Source organism: Scandinavium lactucae (assembly GCF_033843265.1).
Taxonomy (GTDB): domain Bacteria; phylum Pseudomonadota; class Gammaproteobacteria; order Enterobacterales; family Enterobacteriaceae; genus Scandinavium; species Scandinavium lactucae.
Map to the genome: position 1 here is coordinate 1 of NZ_JAWXRD010000004.1, position 18,242 is coordinate 18,242.

Genomic DNA, 18,242 nt, shown 5'->3' on the forward strand with positions numbered 1-18,242 from the left:
CGATGGTAGTGTGGGGTCTCCCCATGCGAGAGTAGGGAACTGCCAGGCATCAAATAAGTAAGAAGCCCAGTCGAAAGACTGGGCTTTTTGCGTCTGGACTATTGCTGTTTCATCTCTTCTGCGACTAATCCTGATTACTGATCCTGCTAATGAAAATTGTGCGATACATCACAAATTAATAAGTAACAATTATATAACATTTCGGTTGCTAATTGTTCTGCAGTAGTGCTGGAGTTCATCCACGCTGGGGCAAGTCTGAGAATTTGCAGGAGTATAATAACAATGACCGAGAATACACTTTCATCGCCTGAGTCGCTGACGGGCAGTGACACCAGGCGACGGGTCTGGGCTATCGTGGGGGCTTCATCCGGTAACCTGGTGGAGTGGTTTGATTTCTACGTCTATTCATTTTGCTCACTTTATTTCGCCCATATCTTCTTCCCCTCAGGTAACACGACAACTCAGTTGCTACAAACTGCAGGCGTTTTTGCCGCAGGTTTCCTGATGCGTCCTATCGGCGGCTGGCTATTTGGCCGTATTGCCGATCGCCATGGGCGTAAAAAATCGATGCTGATCTCGGTCTGTATGATGTGCTTTGGTTCGCTGGTGATTGCCTGTCTGCCCGGATATGCGACGATTGGCACATGGGCTCCGGCATTACTGCTATTGGCGCGTTTATTCCAGGGGCTCTCGGTCGGTGGTGAGTATGGCACCAGCGCAACCTATATGAGTGAAGTCGCCATAGAGGGCCGAAAAGGTTTCTTCGCGTCTTTCCAGTATGTGACGTTAATTGGTGGACAGCTTTTGGCATTGTTGGTCGTCGTCGTCCTGCAACAGATCCTCAGCAGTGAAGACTTACATGCCTGGGGCTGGCGTATTCCGTTTGCGCTGGGGGCGGCTCTGGCTTTAGTGGCGCTATGGTTACGTCGTCAGTTGGATGAGACCTCAAAGCAGGAAACGCGAGCCCTGAAAGAGGCAGGATCGTTGAAGGGGCTTTGGCGGAATCGTAAAGCGTTTGTGATGGTACTTGGCTTTACCGCCGGGGGATCGCTGGTGTTTTATACTTTCACCACCTACATGCAAAAATATCTGGTCAATACCACGGGTATGAGTGCCAACGTGGCCAGCGTAGTGATGACAGCAGCTCTGTTTGTCTATATGGTCGTTCAGCCACTATTTGGCGCGCTGTCTGACCGGATTGGCCGCCGTACATCAATGCTGTGTTTTGGTGGGCTCGCGACGCTGTTTACCGTACCGATCCTGACCGCTCTCCAGCATGTGCATTCCCCCTACGCGGCTTTTGCGCTGGTGATGTGTGCGCTGTTAATCGCCAGTTTTTACACCTCGATAAGCGGTATATTAAAAGCGGAGATGTTCCCGGCGCAGGTGCGCGCTTTGGGCGTTGGGTTGTCGTACGCCGTCGCGAATGCGCTGTTTGGGGGTTCTGCAGAGTATGTAGCACTTTCACTGAAATCTATCGGTTTCGAAAGCGCGTTCTTCTGGTACGTGACGAGTCTCAGCGCGTTGGCGTTTTTGGTTTCACTTATGCTGCACAGCAAAGGGAAGGGATTACGTCTGTAAGTTTACTGATGTGCCATCTGCCACACCGCGTAGCCGGTTGTGGCCCCGGCAATATCCCATGCAAAGTCTTTCCAGCTCCAGCCGCTGCCAGACGGGCGGCTGTCCCACCATTCCTTCCCGGCCCCCAGGCTGATTGAGAACATCAACCCATAAGCCGCACTTCTTTCCTGACTGTAGCCCTGATGTTGAGCGTATTCATTGCCTGCGGCAGAAATAATGGCGGATGCGAGGAAGTGTTGGGCCTTGTCCTGCCCGGTCCAGGCATCATTGGCCATATGACTACAGCCGCTAAGCCACAGAGAAGAGAGCAAAACCCAAATACGCATGGCGGGCTCCTGTAAAAAAGCCCCGACAAATGCGGGGCCTCGGATCACAGAATGCGGCTGATAAGCCTGTCGATACGAATTCGACGCAGGCGGCGGATCAACTTTCTTACTTTTACCGGGTAATCGGCGATACTTTGCAGATCGCGATAATGTTTCACCACGGTGGTATGCGTGCGAATGAGCGCCAGTTCCCTTTCACGGGATTCGGCCAGTTGCTGCTTCGGATCGTGAATGAGAATGGCATTCTCCAGATCCAATCTCCAGGCGCGTGGGTTGAGGTTATTACCGGTGAGAAGCATCCACTCATCATCGATCCACATCCCTTTCAGATGGTAACTATTATCTTCATCTTTCCACAGACGCACTATCAACTGGTCAGTGTTAACATAATACTGCAGGCGACTCAGGAAACGACGTAGATTGATTTCATAAAGATAAGGCAGCGCACCAATAATTTTAAATGGCTGATCCTCAGGGATATAGAAATCATTAGCAGTTTTATCGCCCACGATTATCTCAACTTTTTTCCCCTGACGAAGCAGGTGAATAATATTTCTCACCAGCACTGCGGGAAGGTTAAAATAGGGCGTGCAAATGGTCAACTTCTCTTCAGCACACGGCATCAGGTGGAAAATCGTCTTATTGAGCATGCTCGATTTTCCGAGCCCAACCAGTGGCGTGACCGACAGTTGCTCGTTATCTGCATTACCCTGGAAATGGTAACCAGTATCACGCAGCTCCTGACGGTAAAGGCGAATATCGTTTTTGATTTCCGGGCTTTTCGGGCGCTCATTATCATCAAGTCGATTTACACCGCGGCCTTGCACCAGATTCTGGTTCACCCAGTCAAACATGATGTCAGCCATCTGCGCATTACCAATGGCCTGGTAGCGGTCATAGCGATATTTTTCATGCTGGTGCAGGTAAACATCATTCAGGCTTGCCCCGCTGTAGAGCACGCAGTCGTCGATGATAAAACCTTTGTAATGCAGGACGCCGAGGGCTTCACGGGTATTTACCGGGACACCATAGACCGGAACATCTACACCAGGATTTTCCTGAGCCATGCGACAGTACCAGTCAGCGTTGGTGTTCGACGCGGCGGCACCAATGCGCCCGCGCTGGGCGCGATGCCAGTCGACAAGAATGCGGACATCGAGTTCAGGCCGCTGACGTTTAGCGTCATAAATAGCCTGCAAAACCGCTTTACCGCCGTCATCCTGCTCGAGGTAGAGGGCAATAATGCAGATACGGCGCGTCGCGTTGGCGATTTTAGCCAGCAGCGCTTGCCGAAAATCCGCAGGGGCGTAAAAGAACTCGACATCATCAACTGACTGAGAAAGCTTAGGTAGTTGAGCAAGGTGTTGTTGATGCTTGTTGCGCTTAAATTTTGACAACATCACAGTGCGTTTCTTCTCTGATTAATCAAGGGTCCTCTGTACCATGCAGACGACAGAAGCGAGCAATAATAACATCAGTGCCTGCTAAAGTGGTCAACATTTCCAGCAGCTTAGTTACGAGGGCGTTGAGGATAGTCTCAATGTTAATCCAACAATGCCATCTTCAAGCTGGATATCGACGTCAAAACCCAGCTTACGCGCCAGGGCTATCATTCCCTGGTTGTTTGGCATGGTAATGCCATTCAGTTGCATGAGGCCATGCTCGCGCGTGTAATTGATGAGCTTCTCCAGTAACCGGCGGCCAAGGCCCAGGCCTTTCAGATCAGAGCGTACCAGAACGGCAAATTCCGCATCAATATTGTCCGGATCTGAGATAGCCCGCGTTACGCCCAGAATTTCTGTCCCTGTTTCCGTCGTATGAACCGCCACAAAAGCCATCTCACGATCGTAGTCGATCTGCGTCATGTTGGCTAAATCATCATGGGTAAATTCATTGATTTCACTGAAATAGCGATAGTAGAGATCTTCTTTCGTGACCTGGGCAATAAACTGCTGCAACAGTGGTTCATCTTCCGGCAGGATTGGCCGGAACAGACAGCGTTCACCATTTTTCAGCTCCACCCATTCCTCAAATTGCTGCGGGTAAGGGCGTACGGTAAGACGGCTTGCGCTATCACCGCTAAACGGCGCTATTTCCAGGGTCACATCCAGAGCCGTGAATTCATCCCCGGAGGCGAGCAGGGGATGAATATCCAGACGCTGGATTTCAGGGCAGTCCACAATCAGGTTCGAGACCTGAACCAAAACCTGACTGAGTCCGGCGACATCCAGAGGACGCAGGGCACTTCTGCCGCGGATCTTTTTGCTCTTGATCGCCTGAATCACCAGGTAACGGGCAAGGTTCATGTTCAGCGGCGGAAGAGCAACCGCAGCCTGATCTTCTGCGCGCCATTCCACACCTCCTTCACCCAGCATGATCAGCGGGCCGAAGAGTGGATCGTGTTCGACAACCACCCGGAGTTCCTGCGCCCCGGCACGGTTCGCCATGCTCTGAACTAAAAGCCCGTGAATGCGTGCCTGAGGCCAGGTCATTTTCACCCGATCGAGGATCGCATTAGCGGCTTGCTGGACTTCCGTGGCGGTACGCAGATAAAGCATTACCCCCTGAACTTCCGATTTATGCGGAATATCCGGTGAACGCAACTTCAACGCGACGGGATAACCAATCTGTTCAGCGATATGTACCGCTTCCGCGCTGTCGGCAGCAATCCACGTCGGCAGCGTTTGCATGCCATACGCTTTGAGGATCGGCTGCACTTCATGGGTATCGAGTGACGTTGCGCCCTCTGCAATGGCTTGTTGTAAAAGCGCATGGGCCTCAGCGGTATTGGCGGTCAGGTTATCCGGGAGCACCGGCGTTTCGCGCAACTGTTTCTGATTGCGCCGGTATTCCACCATATGCATAAAGGCGGTAATGGTGCCCTCCGGCGTACGATAGGTGGGGATCCCGGCATCGCTGAACAAACGGCGCGCTTCCTGAGAGGAATATTCTCCGCACCAGTTGGTTAACACGGTGATGTATTTCCCGCGCGGGTGATGGCTCAGGGTATCAATCAACGCCTGCGCACTTTCGGTGCCAGGGGCCGCCGCACTAGGGGAATGAATAATCAACAGCGCGTCGTAATCCTGGCTATCGAGCAAAATAGACAGCGCTTGTTGATAGTGCGCGCTGCTGGCGTCATCGCGGAGATCAAGCGGATTTGCCACGTCGACCGTGGTCGGAAGTACGCCACGAAGACGTATGAGTGTTTCGTCACTCAGGGTGGCCAGTTTGCCATTACGCAGCCAAAGTTCATCCAGCGCCAGTGCCGCGGGTGCAGCACCATTGCTGACTATCATTAGGCGTTCCCCGCGCAGCGGACGCATATGGCTCAGGGTTTCGACCGCAGAAAACAGCTCGTGCGTGTCCTGCACACGCAACAAACCAGCCCGCTGGATAGCGGCATCCCACGCCGGATCCATCCCGGAACTGACGTGCAGCAGGCGTTGTGCCGCCGGGCTGCGGCCACTTTTGATGACCAGAATGGGTTTATTGCGCGAGGCGCTACGGGCGGCCGACACAAAACGTCGGGCATCGCTGAGATGCTCCAGATACAGCAGAATGGCGCTGGTTTTAGTGTCGCGGGCAAGGAAGTCGAGCAGGTCATCGACATCGATGTCCAGACTGTCGCCCAGCGCGATAAAATAGGAAAAGCCCATCTCCCGCTGCTGCGCCCAGTCAAGAATGGTATTCGACACCGCCGCCGATTGCGAAATAAAGGCCAGCTTACCGCGGCGAATCGGCACCGGGGAAAAACTAGCGTTGAGGCCCTGCCAGGGGGCAAGCAGACCGAGACTGTTAGGTCCAAGCAGGCGCATTTGATAGCGGGCGGCACTGGCTTTTAGTTCACTGAATTGTTCCGGTGGCGAGGAAAGAATAATGCAGGTTTTACAACCTTTACGGCCTAAAGCCTCCAACAGAGTCAGGTTGCGTTTAGCATGGGTGCAGATAACCGCCAGGTCTGGCGTGAAAGGTAAGCTTTCGATATCGGGCCAGGCCAGCACCCCCAGCACCGCTTTGTAAGCGGGCGTCACCGGTAAAACCGGGCCATTGAAGCCGCCAGCCAGCAGATTTCGCATCATCAGATAGCCCGCACGCTGCGGTTTCATCGAAGCCCCAATCACCGCAATCGATTTGGGTCTCAGTAATGCTTCCAGTCCCCGTTGGCTCATTGCCTTCTCTCCTGAACGCTGGTTCCGGAATGATTCTAAACGCTTTCTGGCTCTGGCACTGTGATGTTTCCCTTATGATGGGTTTTTCCTGCCAGATAACGGGTGCGGAAACGCTGAAAATGAGTGCCCAGGGCGCTGGCGGCGTCCGTATCATCGGCCAGATCCAGCAGGGCAATCGCCACTTCCGCCGTACAGTACTGCCCTTCAGCGTGGGCTTCACGCAGGTGATAAGCCGACACGCGTGATAAATCGACGGAAATCACCGGCAGCGTATCCAGATAAGGGCTTTTACGAAACATTTTCCGTGCTTCGGTCCAGGTGCCGTCGAGCATAATAAACAGCGGCGGCTTACCGGACGATGGGGCGGTAAGCACTTCTCTGTCTGCTCCGGCATAAGAGGCGGGGAACACCACCATCGGCTGATAATCAGGATGTTGTACCAAATCGAGCAACGCCTGCGGCGGCTCGGTACGCGACCACTGGAATGCCTCGGTGTCCGGCAGAATATCGGCAATCAACCGTCCGGTATTACTTGGCTTCATCGGCTCGGTATCAAACATCACCAGACAAAAACGGCTCCGGGCGGTTGAAGGCGATAACGTCTCGCACAGGCACTGTTTCAGCGGCAAAAGGCAGCGCTGGCAACGGCGGATACGGTTTCCACGGGCAAGAAACGGACGGGTGGCGCGGGCAAGGCGTTCAGCGCGCAGGCGAAGTACGGCGTTATCAGTCATCGGGAGCTATGCAGGAAAAACGTCATTGTCGCAGAGGGGGAAGCGGGGCACAAGATGTGCCCCGTCGGACTAGGCTTCGGTGGCTTCGTTCAACCAGCTGTCGAATGGTGCTTTGGGTACGGCCCCATTGAGCATGTCGACAACTTCACCTTTATGGAAAATCATAATGGTCGGAATGCTGCGGATGCGAAAACGTGCACTAAGGTCGCGCTCGGCTTCGGTATTCACCTTTACGAAACGCATTTTACCGCTGCGCTCTTCCGCCACATCTTCAAAGATGGGGGCGAAATTGCGGCATGGCCCGCACCACGGTGCCCAGAAATCGACCACCACGGGCAAATCGTCTTTTAACAATTTATCCAGCGTCTCACCGGTTGCGTTAATGACATCGCCATCAAATAGCGCATGGCCGCAGCGACCACACTTTGCCGTTTCGTTGATACGATCGTCGGGGATACGGTTAAGCGCCTGACAACTGGCACAAACGGTATTCATAGCTAACCTCTGGGTAATCGGGTTAAAGTCACGGTATGGGTGACCAAAATGTTTCTTTAATGTTACGCATTATCGACGAGACTGTTTTAAAGAACAATGTGGTTTATTCGATGATTATAATAGTCGCTGTCTTTGGTACGAAATCATGGCGAAGCGGGGACACATCGGGTACTCTTCGCGCTTCGCGCAGCGCAGGTGGAGAATAAGATGAACGACGAACTGAAAAATAAAAGCGGCAAGGTCAAAGTGATGTATGTCCGCAGTGATGATGACTCGGATAAACGCACGGAAAACCCGCGTACCGGTAAAGGTGGAGGCCGCAGCGGCCCGTCCCGTACCGAAGGTGGTCGTCGTCCTGCGCGCGATAGTCGTGATGGAAAATCCCGTGATGGTAAGCCGCAACGCAGCGGTGACCGTTTCCGGGACAATGCTTCCCGTGACCGCGACAGCGGGCCACGTGACAATAACCCGTGGCGCACCGTTTCCCGTGCGCCGGGGGAAGAGGCAGTAGACAAGCCGGATCACGGCGGGATCAGTGGTAAGAGCTTTGTCGATCCTGAAGTTATCCGCCGTCAGCGTGCGGAAGAAACCCGCGTTTACGGTGAAAATGCCTGTCAGGCCCTGTTCCAGAGCCGTCCGGACTGCATCGTTCGCGCCTGGTTTATCCAGAGCGTGACCCCGCGTTTCAAAGAAGCTCTGCGCTGGATGGCGGCTAACCGCAAAGCCTATCACGTGGTCGATGAGGCCGAACTGGCGAAAGCCTCTGGCACCGAACACCACGGTGGTGTGTGCTTCTTAATCAAAAAGCGTAACGGTACCAGCGTACAGCAATGGGTTCGTGAAGCGGCGGAAGAAGACTGCGTACTGGCGCTGGAAGATGTAGGTAACCCGCATAACCTCGGCGCAATCATGCGTAGCTGCGCGCACTTCGGTGTCAAGGGTGTGGTGGTTCAGGATGCCGCTGTGCTGGAATCCGGTGCGGCAATTCGTACCGCAGAAGGCGGCGCGGAGCACGTGCAGCCGATCACCGCTGACAGCTTCATCGACGCGCTGGACCAGTTCCGTAAAGCGGGTTATGCGATTGTCACCACTTCCAGCCATGAAGGCACCCCGCTGTTTAAAGCGACCATGCCGAAGAAAATGGTGCTGGTGCTGGGTCAGGAGCGTGACGGCCTGTCCGATGCGGCGCTCGATACCGCCGACCTGAGTGTGGCCATCCCGGGGACCGGCAACGTCGAAAGTCTGAACGTTTCCGTGGCAACCGGTGTTCTGCTGGCCGAATGGTGGCGTCAGAATAAAGCCTGATGCTTAAGCATTGGTGAAAATGAAAATGCCAGCGCGATGCTGGCATTTTTTTATTCGCTTTCTGCCGGCAGAACCGGCATCCAGTCAATTGGCGGCTCGCCGCGCTGTGCCAGCCACTCGTTCGCCTGCACAAAATGATTCGAACCGAAGAAACCGCGATGGGCCGAAAGCGGCGATGGATGCGGCGCTTTCAACACGTGATGACGCTGACGGTCAATAATCGCCCCTTTTTTCTGCGCATGCGCTCCCCACAGTAAAAACACCACGCCTTCTCGATGCTCGTTAATCAGGCTAATGACTTTATCGGTGAATGTTTCCCAACCGAGACTGGCATGCGAATGCGCCTGACCTGCTCGCACCGTCAGTACGGTGTTGAGCAACAGAACGCCCTGACGCGCCCAGCTTTCCAGATAACCATGCGTCGGACGGGTAAAGCCTGGAATGGTGCCTTCCAGCTCTTTGTACATATTGAGCAGTGACGGTGGAGTGGCAATGCCTGGGCGCACCGAAAATGCCAACCCGTGCGCCTGACCCGGGCCGTGATACGGATCCTGCCCGAGGATGACCACTTTCACATCATTGAGCTCGGTATAGCGGAACGCATTAAACACGTCCTTTTGTGGGGGGTAAATGGTCATTCCGGCCTGACGTTCACTGGCCACCGTTGCCAGCGTGTTGACGAAATAGGGCTGTTCTTTTTCCGTGGCCAGCACATCGTGCCAGGTTAAGGGCGTGGTCATCTCGCTCTCCTGCGAATTTGGTTGGCAATAGCTTAACGGCTTCTTTCTGGGGAACAAAATTTTGTGTGCGCGTATTGGAGGGAAGGGATTCAAAAAAATTTGAATGGTTACAACGATTATTGCTTTTTTGCAGGGTAAAAATTGATTTAAAACAACAAAATCACCACATGTACTGAGTACACGCACTAATTCTATTGATTTAGGTCAATGTTCGCTGGGTGTTAGACTGATATATATACACTCAAGCAACAATGGTTTTACCAATTGGCCAGCGTCTGGCCAATGCAAAACGAATACATAAGCCTAAGGGAGGCATCAAAATGATTACAGGTATCCAGATTACTAAAGCTGCTAATGACGACCTGCTGAACTCTTTCTGGCTGCTCGACAGCGAGAAAGGCGAAGCACGCTGCCTGGTAGCAAAAGGCGGTTTCACTGAAGATCAGGTTGTCGAAGTGAATAAACTTGGCGAAATCGAATACCGTGAAATCCCGGTAGACGTACAGCCGGAAGTGCGTGTAGAAGGCGGTCAGCACCTGAACGTGAACGTGCTGCGTCGTGAAACGCTGATGGATGCGGTTGAGCACCCAGAAAAATACCCGCAGCTGACTATTCGTGTTTCTGGTTATGCGGTTCGCTTCAACTCTCTGACACCTGAACAGCAGCGTGACGTTATCGCGCGTACTTTCACTGAAAGTCTGTAATTTCTCAGGGGTGGGAAATAAAAAAGCCGGGATATTCCCTAATGCTGGTCACTTAAGGTGATCAGCATTTCTTCTTGTCGGATATTTCTGGGCTTTTACTTTCAATTCCCGGGGGGAACTTCGCTCTCTTCTTCCCGGTAATACCAGCCACTTTGCTTTCTCATACAACGTTCTTAACTCACCTGGCAACTTGCTGCGTAACGTCCAGCGATTGTCCATCATTCCCTGCCTCGCTTCCCGATAACCCAGTTCAATTTCCCACCTGTGGCGATATAACGTACTGATATCATTGCCAGGCTAGCGATTATGGTCCGTCAGGGATGTCAGAACCTGTCTTTCTTTGCCGTTAATAGTTCGGGTCAGCAGCCTTGCTGTGAACCACTCGGGGAGTGCAGGCCACTGTTCTCGGGCCTGTGGGCTGGTTTTTAGTTTAACAAGTTCATCGCCACGCCCCAGCTTACGCACAACTTCATATTGTGTGTTTTTTTCAGCGGCAGCAGCCAGTGCCGTTTTTCTCCGGACATCTGCCAGTGATGAAGCAGTCCCACAGAGTAAAATCCTTTATCGAACAGGGTGATACTCATATCCGGCGTTCTCTCTGCCAGCTGCGCAGCCAGTCGCATTTCGCTGACGTTCTCGCTGTCAAAGGCGCTGGCGTTGATCAGATGACTGCTCAGCTCCATCAGACAAACCATTCTGACCTGCGGATAGCCACCGATACCATTTCGGATGGGCCGCCTGTTGGTTCCAGTGGCTCTGCGTAATGTCGAATAGCTCCCGCACAGCATTTTCCCCAAGCGGTTTTCGGCGCTGAATGACTGAGCTGCGTGCGGTGAAAGGCTGACCGGTTCTGTCAGTGATATCCATCAGGTTCACTATCTCTGTCATGGGGCGATTGCAAAAGATGGACATGCCAACGACGAGCCAGATCATGGATTCAAGAGGAAGTTTGCGCTTACGGAGTGTGGCCGTATCAGTCAACGTTAACGCTTTCTGAATGAATTCAGGGGGAATGAGGTCGAGAGGCTACGGGCGTGCTCGGGGAGGTGACATTGATGATGCCAAGGGCGTGTGAAAGTTCCATTTAAAAAGGGTTCATAATAAGCATGAACCCTTTTTACACCAGCGACCGGCTCGATCAACCGATCCTTAAACGATCGGCATTAGGGATTTTCCCGGCTCTTCTTTTTTTACTCTTCTGAGGTCTTCTTCTCGGTCGCAGCGGTTTCAGCTGCGCTCGGCTTACGACGTTTGCCAATGTTTTTGGCATCGCGATGGCGATTCTTCACGCGTGGTTTTTCTTTCTCTGCTTTTTTCTTCTCTTCGCGTTTAGCCAGCACCTTCTTCGAGGGTTTACCTTTCAGCTTCTCGCTCGGAACACGGGTCTTTGGACGCAGTTCATCAATGACGCGCGCTTTCAGCGGCTCATCTACATAGCGGCCAATTTTGCTCAACAGTAGATGGTCATGGGCTTCGACTAACGAAATCGCGATGCCTTTGCGTCCGGCACGGCCAGTACGCCCGATGCGGTGCAGATAGGTATCACCGCTGCGTGGCATATCGAAGTTAAAGACATGGCTGACATCCGGGATGTCGATGCCGCGCGCGGCAACATCGGTGGCAACCAGCACATTCACGCGACCGTCTGTCAGGCGGATAATGGCTTCGTTACGCTTAGCCTGAACCATCTCGCCTTCGAGATAGCAGTTGTTGATGCCTTTCTCACGCAGCCAGCCTGCCAGCTCATGTACGCGCTCGCGCTTACGTACAAAAACGATAGAGCGGGTGGCGTCATCCTGTTGCAGAAGATGGATAAGCAGCGCGGTTTTATGCTCGACATCATCAGCACGGTAGTACCACTGATGGATTTTCTTACGCTCGCGAGTGGACGGATCCGCTGAGACTTCAACCGGCTCCTGCAGCAGGCGATCGGAGAAATCTTTGATCGCATCGCCTTCCAGCGTGGCAGAGAACAGCATGGTCTGCTTACGCCAGCGGGTTTCACCGGCAATGGTTTCGATATCCTGAGCGAAGCCCATGTCCAGCATCCGATCCGCTTCATCAAGGATCAGCGTTTCAACCGCACGGCAATCGAAGTTCTCTTCTTTGATGTATTGCAGCAAACGTCCGGTGGTCGCCACCACGATGTCCTGGTTTTCGCTAAAGACTTCGGCGTGGTTCATGTAGGCCACGCCGCCAGTGATGGTGGCGATGTCCAGATGGGTATTTTTCGCCAGTTCACGTGCGTGATCAGCAACCTGCATTGCCAGTTCGCGCGTTGGGGTAAGAATCAAAATACGCGGTGGGCCAGATTTTTTGCGCGGGAAGTCGAGCAAGTGCTGCAACGCTGGCAGCAAATATGCCGCCGTTTTACCGGTGCCTGTCGGCGCAGAACCGAGGACATCACGGCCATCGAGCGCAGGCGGGATCGCAGCGGCCTGAATGGCGGTCGGGCGTGTGAAGCCTTTCTCCTGGAGTGCTTCCAGTAGGCTATCGTCGAGTTCTAGTTCGGAAAAAGTCGTTACAGTCATGTTCTACCTCTGTGTGGGCCGCTGATTATAGACGTTATGGCTGCAATCTTCATCTGTTTGTATGGCTATCTGTTCTCGGGTATTGTGCAATACCCGACGCTCAGGGGATTTTTCAGGAAAAAGGTTGTTGAAGATGAGTCAGCCAGCATCCGTGCTTCGTCGCAACGGATTTACGTTCAAGCAATTTTTCGTCGCCCACGACAGATGTGCCATGAAAGTCGGTACCGATGGGATCCTGCTCGGTGCGTGGGCACCGATAGCCCGGGTGAAACGGATCCTGGATATTGGCACTGGCAGTGGGCTGTTGGCGCTTATGTTAGCGCAGCGCACGGAAAGTACGGTAGTGATTGATGCCGTTGAGCTGGACGCCGATGCTGCAGAACAGGCGGCAGAAAACGTGGCGGAATCTCCGTGGGCCAATCGCATTCAAATTCATATTGCGGATGTGGCGCAGTGGCTGGCAGAAGCCAATAGTCGTTATGATTTGATTATCAGCAATCCACCTTATTATGCGCAGGGCGTGGAATGCGCCACACCCGAGCGGGAACAGGCGCGGTACACCACGACGCTCGATCATGTGACGCTACTGAACTGTGCGGCCAGTGCAATAACCGAAGAGGGTTTTTTCTGCGTTGTTTTGCCGGAAGATATCGGCAATGCGTTCAGCGAACAGGCGCTGGCGATGGGCTGGCATTTGCGGTTGCGCACCGACGTGGCGGAAACCGATCTACGTCCGCCGCATCGAGTGCTGTTGGCTTTTTCTCCGCGTGCTGGCGAGTGTTTTAGCGACAGGCTAACTATTCGTGGGCCAGAGCAGCAGTATTCGGAAGGTTACACGGCGCTGACCCAGGCGTTCTATTTATTCATGTGAGCCAATGGCGAGAGCACCGAAGGCCCTGAGTTTTCCTGCAAATCCGGATAATCCAGGGTGTAGTGCAGGCCGCGACTCTCTTTACGCATCATGGCGCAGCGGACGATCAGCTCCGCTACCTGCACCAGATTACGCAGCTCCAGCAGATTATTGGATACCCGGAAACGGGAGTAGTACTCGTCCAGTTCCTGTTGTAGGAGCGTAATTCGTCGCAGCGCCCGCTCCAGGCGTTTGGTGGTGCGCACGATCCCGACATAGTCCCACATAAAGAGTCTCAGCTCGTGCCAGTTGTGCTGAATGACGACCAGTTCATCAGGATTCTCGACCCGGCTTTCATCCCAGGCGGGCAGGGTGCTGATTTCGCGGGCATACGGCATCCGCTTTTTAATATCCTCCGCCGCCGACCAGCCATAAACCAGACACTCCAACAGTGAGTTGGATGCCATGCGGTTGGCACCGTGAAGGCCGGTATAACTCACCTCACCGATCGCATACAGCCCATCGACATCGGTTCTGCCGAAGTCATCGACCATCACGCCTCCGCAGGTATAATGGGCTGCGGGCACGATAGGCACCGGCTCTTTTGTTAGATCGATGCCCAGACCAAGCAGCTTTTCGTGAATCATCGGGAAGTGCTGACGAATAAAGGCTTCAGGCTTATGACTGATATCAAGATACATGCAGTCCACGCCAAGACGTTTCATTTCATGATCGATAGCACGGGCGACGATATCACGCGGAGCCAGCTCACCTCGTTCGTCGAAATCGGGCATAAAGCGCGAACCGTCCGGGCGTTTAAGATACGCACCTTCACCGCGCAGGGCTTCGGTCAGCAAGAAATTACGCGCCTGCGGATGATAGAGCGCAGTAGGGTGGAACTGATTAAATTCCAGATTGGCTACCCTACAGCCCGCACGCCAGGCCATCGCAATGCCGTCGCCGGAGGAGATATCCGGGTTGGTTGTGTATTGATACACCTTCGACGCGCCGCCAGTAGCCAGCACCACGGATTTTGCCGCGCAGGTTTCGACAGACTCTTTATTACGGTTCCAGATCCAGGCTCCGACTACACGGCGGGTGCCGGGCAGGCCAATTTTATCTGAGACGATGAGATCCACGGCATTGCTGCGTTCGAGCACCCGAATGTTGGGGTGAGCTAACGCTTTGCCGACCAGCGTGGTTTCGACTTCTTTCCCGGTAGCATCGGCGGCGTGGAGAATGCGCCGATGGCTGTGCCCACCCTCACGCGTCAGATGATAGCTGGCTTCGCCGTTGGCCTGAACTTCGGTATCAAACAGCACGCCCTGATCGATAAGCCACTGCACACACGGTCGCGCGTTGCTGGCGACAAACGACACCGCGTGGCGGTCGCACAGGCCAGCACCCGCGATGAGAGTATCTTCCACATGGGATTCGATACTGTCCGTTTCGTCAAACACCGCGGCAATGCCACCCTGTGCGTAAAACGTTGAGCCTTCGCTGATAGGGCCTTTACTCAGCACGATGACGGAACTGTGTTCGGCCAGGCGCAGCGCAAGAGATAAACCAGCAGCGCCGCTACCGACGATGAGTACATCACAGGAAAGGTCAGGTGTCGTTGTCATATTCTGTGTTTAATTTACTAAACAAGGTTCAGGCAATGTAGCATCGGAATGTGCGTATTAGCACGAAATTTTTTCAGTTGGGTTGTAATGGCTAAACATAGGGCGGGGAGAGTGGCGGTTTGTCAATCCATGAAAATTATTGCGAAGCAGATCGTTAGCTTCAGATTTTATGATGAAAAAAACCTTGTGTTACGGTACTCTGCAAAAAGATTTCAGCCGTTTATTGCGTGCCTGACACTTCATTTAGCAGTGGTAGACTTATAATGAGTGATAATGAACTGTCTATCCGTGTTCAACAAAAAGCAAAGGCGTAACTGAACTTTACATAAATCGTCCACTCTAAGCTGATGCTTGCTCATAGTGCAGTGTGTGGAAGTGGCGTTTTGATTACGCATGGGAATAAGGTTTGAGGAGACATTACCTCGGATGAGCGAGCAGTTACCGGATCAGGTCCTTGTCGAACGGGTCCAGAAGGGAGATCAGAAGGCCTTTAACCTGCTGGTGATACGCTATCAGCATAAAGTGGCGAGCCTGGTTTCCCGTTACGTGCCGTCTGGCGATGTGCCTGACGTAGTACAAGAGTCTTTTATCAAGGCCTATCGCGCGCTGGATTCATTCCGGGGAGATAGTGCTTTCTATACCTGGCTCTACCGTATCGCTGTGAACACGGCGAAAAATTACCTGGTTGCTCAGGGGCGACGCCCGCCAGCGAGTGATGTTGATGCGATTGAAGCAGAAAATTACGAAAGTGGCGGTGCGCTGAAAGAAATTTCGAACCCTGAGAACTTAATGTTGTCAGAAGAACTGAGACAGATAGTGTTCCGTACCATTGAGTCTCTCCCGGAAGATTTACGCATGGCAATCACGTTACGGGAGTTGGATGGCCTGAGCTATGAAGAGATAGCCGCTATCATGGATTGTCCGGTGGGTACGGTTCGCTCGCGCATATTCCGTGCACGAGAAGCTATTGATAATAAAGTTCAACCGCTTATCAGGCGTTGACGATAGCGGAATACTGGAAAAGGTATTAGGCATGCAGAAAGAAAAACTTTCCGCCTTAATGGATGGTGAAACGCTGGATAACGAGTTGCTCAACGAGCTGACTCACTCCACTGAGATGCAAAAAGCTTGGGAGAGCTACCACCTTATCCGCGATACAATGCGTGGTGAGACGGCGACGACTCTCAATTTTGATATCTCAGCCCGCGTGATGGCCGCCATTGAGAATGAACCTGTTCGCCTGGCGACGCCGCTCATCCCTGAAGCTCAACCCGCACCGCACCAGTGGCAGAATATGCCATTCTGGAAGAAAGTTCGCCCGTGGGCGAGCTCTCTGACGCAAATGGGTGTCGCAGCATGCGTATCGCTAGCCGTGATCGTGGGCGTCCAGCATTATAATGGACAAACTGATGCGACCCAGCAGCCTGAAACGCCGGTGTTCAATACACTGCCGATGATGGGCAAAGCCAGCCCGGTTAGCTTGGGTGTTCCTGCCGATGCTAACGCGACGGGTGCAACAGGTCAGCAACAGCAGGTCCAGGAGCAGCGTCGTCGTATTAATGCGATGTTGCAGGACTACGAGTTGCAGCGCCGTCTCCATTCCGAACAGCTTCAGTTTGAACAAGCCCAGACTCAGCAAGCCGCTGTTCAGGTGCCGGGATATCAAACGTTAGGAACGCAATCGCAGTAATGAAGCAACTTTGGTGTGCCATGTCACTTGTGGCTGGTAGCCTGTTCTTCTCCGCCAACGCCTCGGCTGATGTATCGTCCGGGGCGTTGTTGCAGCAGATGAATCTGGCCAGCCAGTCTCTGAACTATGAGCTGTCGTTCGTCAGCATTAATAAGCAGGGCGTAGAGTCACTACGTTATCGCCACGCGCGTCTGAATAATCAGGCCCTGGCGCAACTGCTGCAGATGGACGGTCCGCGCCGTGAAGTCGTCCAGCGTGGAAACGAAATCAGCTATTTCGAACCCGGTCTCGATCCCTTTACTCTGAACGGCGATTACATCGTCGATTCACTGCCTTCCCTGGTCTATACCGACTTCAAACGCCTCGCGCCGAACTACGACTTCATTTCTGTAGGCCGCACCCGCATTGCCGACCGGCTGTGTGAGGTGATTCGTGTTGTCGCGCGAGACGGTACCCGTTACAGCTATATTGCCTGGCTAGATTCGGAAACCAAATTGCCAATGCGTGTCGATCTGCTGGACAGGGATGGCGAAACGCTTGAGCAGTTCCGCGTCGTTGCGTTTAACGTCAGCGAGCAGGTGAGCAGCAACATGCAGACGCTCTCGACTGCCAGCCTACCGCCGCTGTTGTCGGTGCCGGGCGGCGATAAAGTCAATTTCAACTGGCTGCCAAGCTGGCTTCCACAAGGTTTTGTTGAAGTGGCCGGAAGCCGTCGTTCTCTGCCAACGATTGATACGCCAGTGGAGTCACGCCTTTATTCCGATGGACTGTTCAGTTTCTCAGTCAACGTTAACCATGCGACTGCCAACAGCAGTGAGCAGGTGTTGCGTACCGGGCGCAGAACGGTCAGCACGTCAGTGCGCGATAACGCAGAAATCACCGTGGTAGGCGAACTGCCGCCGCCGACGGCAAAACGCGTCGCAGACAGCATCAAGTTTAAGGCGGCACAATGATTAAAGAGTGGGCCACGGTTATTTCCTGGCAGAACGGTCTTGCGCGGGTGAGTTGTGACGTGAAGGCCTCCTGCAGTAGCTGCGCCTCGCGGGCAGGCTGCGGCAGTCGGGTGCTCAATAAATTAGGGCCGCAGACCGAACACACCATCACTGTGCCCAGCGCAGAACCGCTGGTAGCAGGGCAAAAAGTCGAACTCGGGATCAGCGAAGGTAGTCTGTTGACTTCTGCCATGCTGGTGTACATGACGCCGCTGTTCGGTTTGTTCGTGATGGCCGCCGTCTTCCAGCAGCTTTTTGGCAGCGACCTGGCGGCCTTTGCCGGTGGTGTTCTCGGTGGCATTGGTGGCTTCCTGGTTGCCCGCGGTTTATCACCAAAACTTGCTTCCCGCGAGGCGTGGCAACCGGTCATTATTAGCGTCGGCCTTCCGCCCGATCTCCTGCGTGTAGAGACATCATCTTCTGAACTGAGCCAGTAAATACGCTGGCTTTTATCTTTATTTACATCTCCAGCAGGATCTCCCCTCAACTAACCGCTA

16 protein-coding genes and 1 pseudogene are annotated in these 18,242 nt (G+C 53.5%); 8 read left to right on the top strand and 9 right to left on the bottom strand.

Annotated features, from left to right (window positions below; translation table 11 throughout):
• Nucleotides 1-282: 282 nt before the first annotated feature.
• Nucleotides 283-1,581 (top strand): MFS family transporter, encoded by a 1,299-nt coding sequence (locus tag SIK69_RS05265; RefSeq protein ID WP_319785591.1) that lies wholly within the window; start codon nucleotides 283-285, stop codon nucleotides 1,579-1,581.
• Nucleotides 1,582-1,583: 2 nt separating this feature from the next.
• On the opposite strand, the gene SIK69_RS05270 is transcribed toward SIK69_RS05265, so the two are convergent.
• The 5 genes from SIK69_RS05270 to trxC all read right to left on the bottom strand — a co-directional run bounded on the left by SIK69_RS05270 (nucleotide 1,584) and on the right by trxC (nucleotide 7,308).
• Nucleotides 1,584-1,907, bottom strand: a complete 324-nt coding sequence (locus SIK69_RS05270) for a YfiM family lipoprotein (protein WP_319627948.1) — start codon at nucleotides 1,905-1,907, stop codon at nucleotides 1,584-1,586.
• A gap of 44 nt (nucleotides 1,908-1,951) precedes the next feature.
• A complete protein-coding gene (gene pssA / locus SIK69_RS05275; RefSeq protein ID WP_319785592.1) occupies nucleotides 1,952-3,307 on the bottom strand; it encodes a CDP-diacylglycerol--serine O-phosphatidyltransferase in 1,356 nt (451 codons plus the stop codon).
• A 114-nt stretch (nucleotides 3,308-3,421) separates the two neighbouring features.
• The gene (locus SIK69_RS05280; protein WP_319785593.1) at nucleotides 3,422-6,079 is read right to left on the bottom strand and encodes a bifunctional acetate--CoA ligase family protein/GNAT family N-acetyltransferase; all 2,658 of its coding nucleotides are present in this window, start codon (nucleotides 6,077-6,079) and stop codon (nucleotides 3,422-3,424) included.
• A gap of 35 nt (nucleotides 6,080-6,114) precedes the next feature.
• A complete protein-coding gene (tapT, locus tag SIK69_RS05285) occupies nucleotides 6,115-6,813 on the bottom strand; it encodes a tRNA-uridine aminocarboxypropyltransferase (RefSeq protein WP_319627951.1) in 699 nt (232 codons plus the stop codon).
• 69 nt (nucleotides 6,814-6,882) lie between these two features.
• Nucleotides 6,883-7,308: a thioredoxin TrxC gene (trxC, locus tag SIK69_RS05290; RefSeq protein WP_319627952.1), complete on the bottom strand. Its 426-nt coding sequence runs from the start codon at nucleotides 7,306-7,308 to the stop codon at nucleotides 6,883-6,885.
• A gap of 207 nt (nucleotides 7,309-7,515) precedes the next feature.
• Between trxC and SIK69_RS05295 the strand changes: the two genes are divergently transcribed.
• Nucleotides 7,516-8,613 (top strand): tRNA/rRNA methyltransferase, encoded by a 1,098-nt coding sequence (locus tag SIK69_RS05295; protein ID WP_319627953.1) that lies wholly within the window; start codon nucleotides 7,516-7,518, stop codon nucleotides 8,611-8,613.
• 50 nt (nucleotides 8,614-8,663) lie between these two features.
• Here the strand turns inward: SIK69_RS05295 and ung are convergent, their stop codons facing one another.
• The gene (ung, locus tag SIK69_RS05300) at nucleotides 8,664-9,353 is read right to left on the bottom strand and encodes a uracil-DNA glycosylase (protein ID WP_319785594.1); all 690 of its coding nucleotides are present in this window, start codon (nucleotides 9,351-9,353) and stop codon (nucleotides 8,664-8,666) included.
• A gap of 320 nt (nucleotides 9,354-9,673) precedes the next feature.
• Here ung and grcA point away from each other — a divergent pair, with 320 nt between their 5' ends.
• Complete coding sequence (gene grcA, locus SIK69_RS05305; RefSeq protein WP_319627955.1) at nucleotides 9,674-10,057, top strand: autonomous glycyl radical cofactor GrcA; 384 nt, start codon at nucleotides 9,674-9,676, stop codon at nucleotides 10,055-10,057.
• A 48-nt stretch (nucleotides 10,058-10,105) separates the two neighbouring features.
• On the opposite strand, the pseudogene SIK69_RS05310 reads toward grcA, so the two are convergent.
• Both SIK69_RS05310 and srmB read right to left on the bottom strand, forming a co-directional pair.
• A pseudogene (locus SIK69_RS05310) lies at nucleotides 10,106-11,141 on the bottom strand (IS4 family transposase).
• A 106-nt stretch (nucleotides 11,142-11,247) separates the two neighbouring features.
• Nucleotides 11,248-12,588, bottom strand: coding sequence for an ATP-dependent RNA helicase SrmB (gene srmB / locus SIK69_RS05315; RefSeq protein ID WP_319627956.1), 1,341 nt, complete (start codon nucleotides 12,586-12,588; stop codon nucleotides 11,248-11,250).
• Nucleotides 12,589-12,721: 133 nt separating this feature from the next.
• On the opposite strand from srmB, the gene trmN reads away from it, so the two are divergent.
• Nucleotides 12,722-13,459 (top strand): tRNA(1)(Val) (adenine(37)-N(6))-methyltransferase TrmN, encoded by a 738-nt coding sequence (gene trmN, locus SIK69_RS05320; protein ID WP_319785595.1) that lies wholly within the window; start codon nucleotides 12,722-12,724, stop codon nucleotides 13,457-13,459.
• On the opposite strand, the gene nadB is transcribed toward trmN, so the two are convergent.
• Entirely contained in the window at nucleotides 13,444-15,063 is a 1,620-nt protein-coding gene (gene nadB / locus SIK69_RS05325) for an L-aspartate oxidase (RefSeq protein WP_319785596.1), read from the bottom strand. The two genes, trmN and nadB, sit on opposite strands and share 16 nt — an antisense overlap.
• A 426-nt stretch (nucleotides 15,064-15,489) precedes the next feature.
• Between nadB and rpoE the strand changes: the two genes are divergently transcribed.
• Genes rpoE through rseC form a run of 4 tightly spaced genes read left to right on the top strand, consistent with a single transcriptional unit; the run spans nucleotide 15,490 to nucleotide 18,182 of the window.
• The gene (rpoE, locus tag SIK69_RS05330; RefSeq protein WP_319627959.1) at nucleotides 15,490-16,065 is read left to right on the top strand and encodes an RNA polymerase sigma factor RpoE; all 576 of its coding nucleotides are present in this window, start codon (nucleotides 15,490-15,492) and stop codon (nucleotides 16,063-16,065) included.
• A 31-nt stretch (nucleotides 16,066-16,096) separates the two neighbouring features.
• On the top strand, nucleotides 16,097-16,753 hold the full coding sequence (gene rseA, locus SIK69_RS05335; protein WP_319627960.1) for an anti-sigma-E factor RseA: 657 nt from the start codon (nucleotides 16,097-16,099) through the stop codon (nucleotides 16,751-16,753).
• A complete protein-coding gene (gene rseB, locus SIK69_RS05340; RefSeq protein WP_319785597.1) occupies nucleotides 16,753-17,706 on the top strand; it encodes a sigma-E factor regulatory protein RseB in 954 nt (317 codons plus the stop codon). Before rseA ends, rseB begins: the two co-directional genes overlap by 1 nt.
• Nucleotides 17,703-18,182: a SoxR-reducing system protein RseC gene (gene rseC / locus SIK69_RS05345; RefSeq protein WP_319785598.1), complete on the top strand. Its 480-nt coding sequence runs from the start codon at nucleotides 17,703-17,705 to the stop codon at nucleotides 18,180-18,182. Before rseB ends, rseC begins: the two co-directional genes overlap by 4 nt.
• The last annotated feature ends 60 nt before the right edge of the window (nucleotides 18,183-18,242 follow it).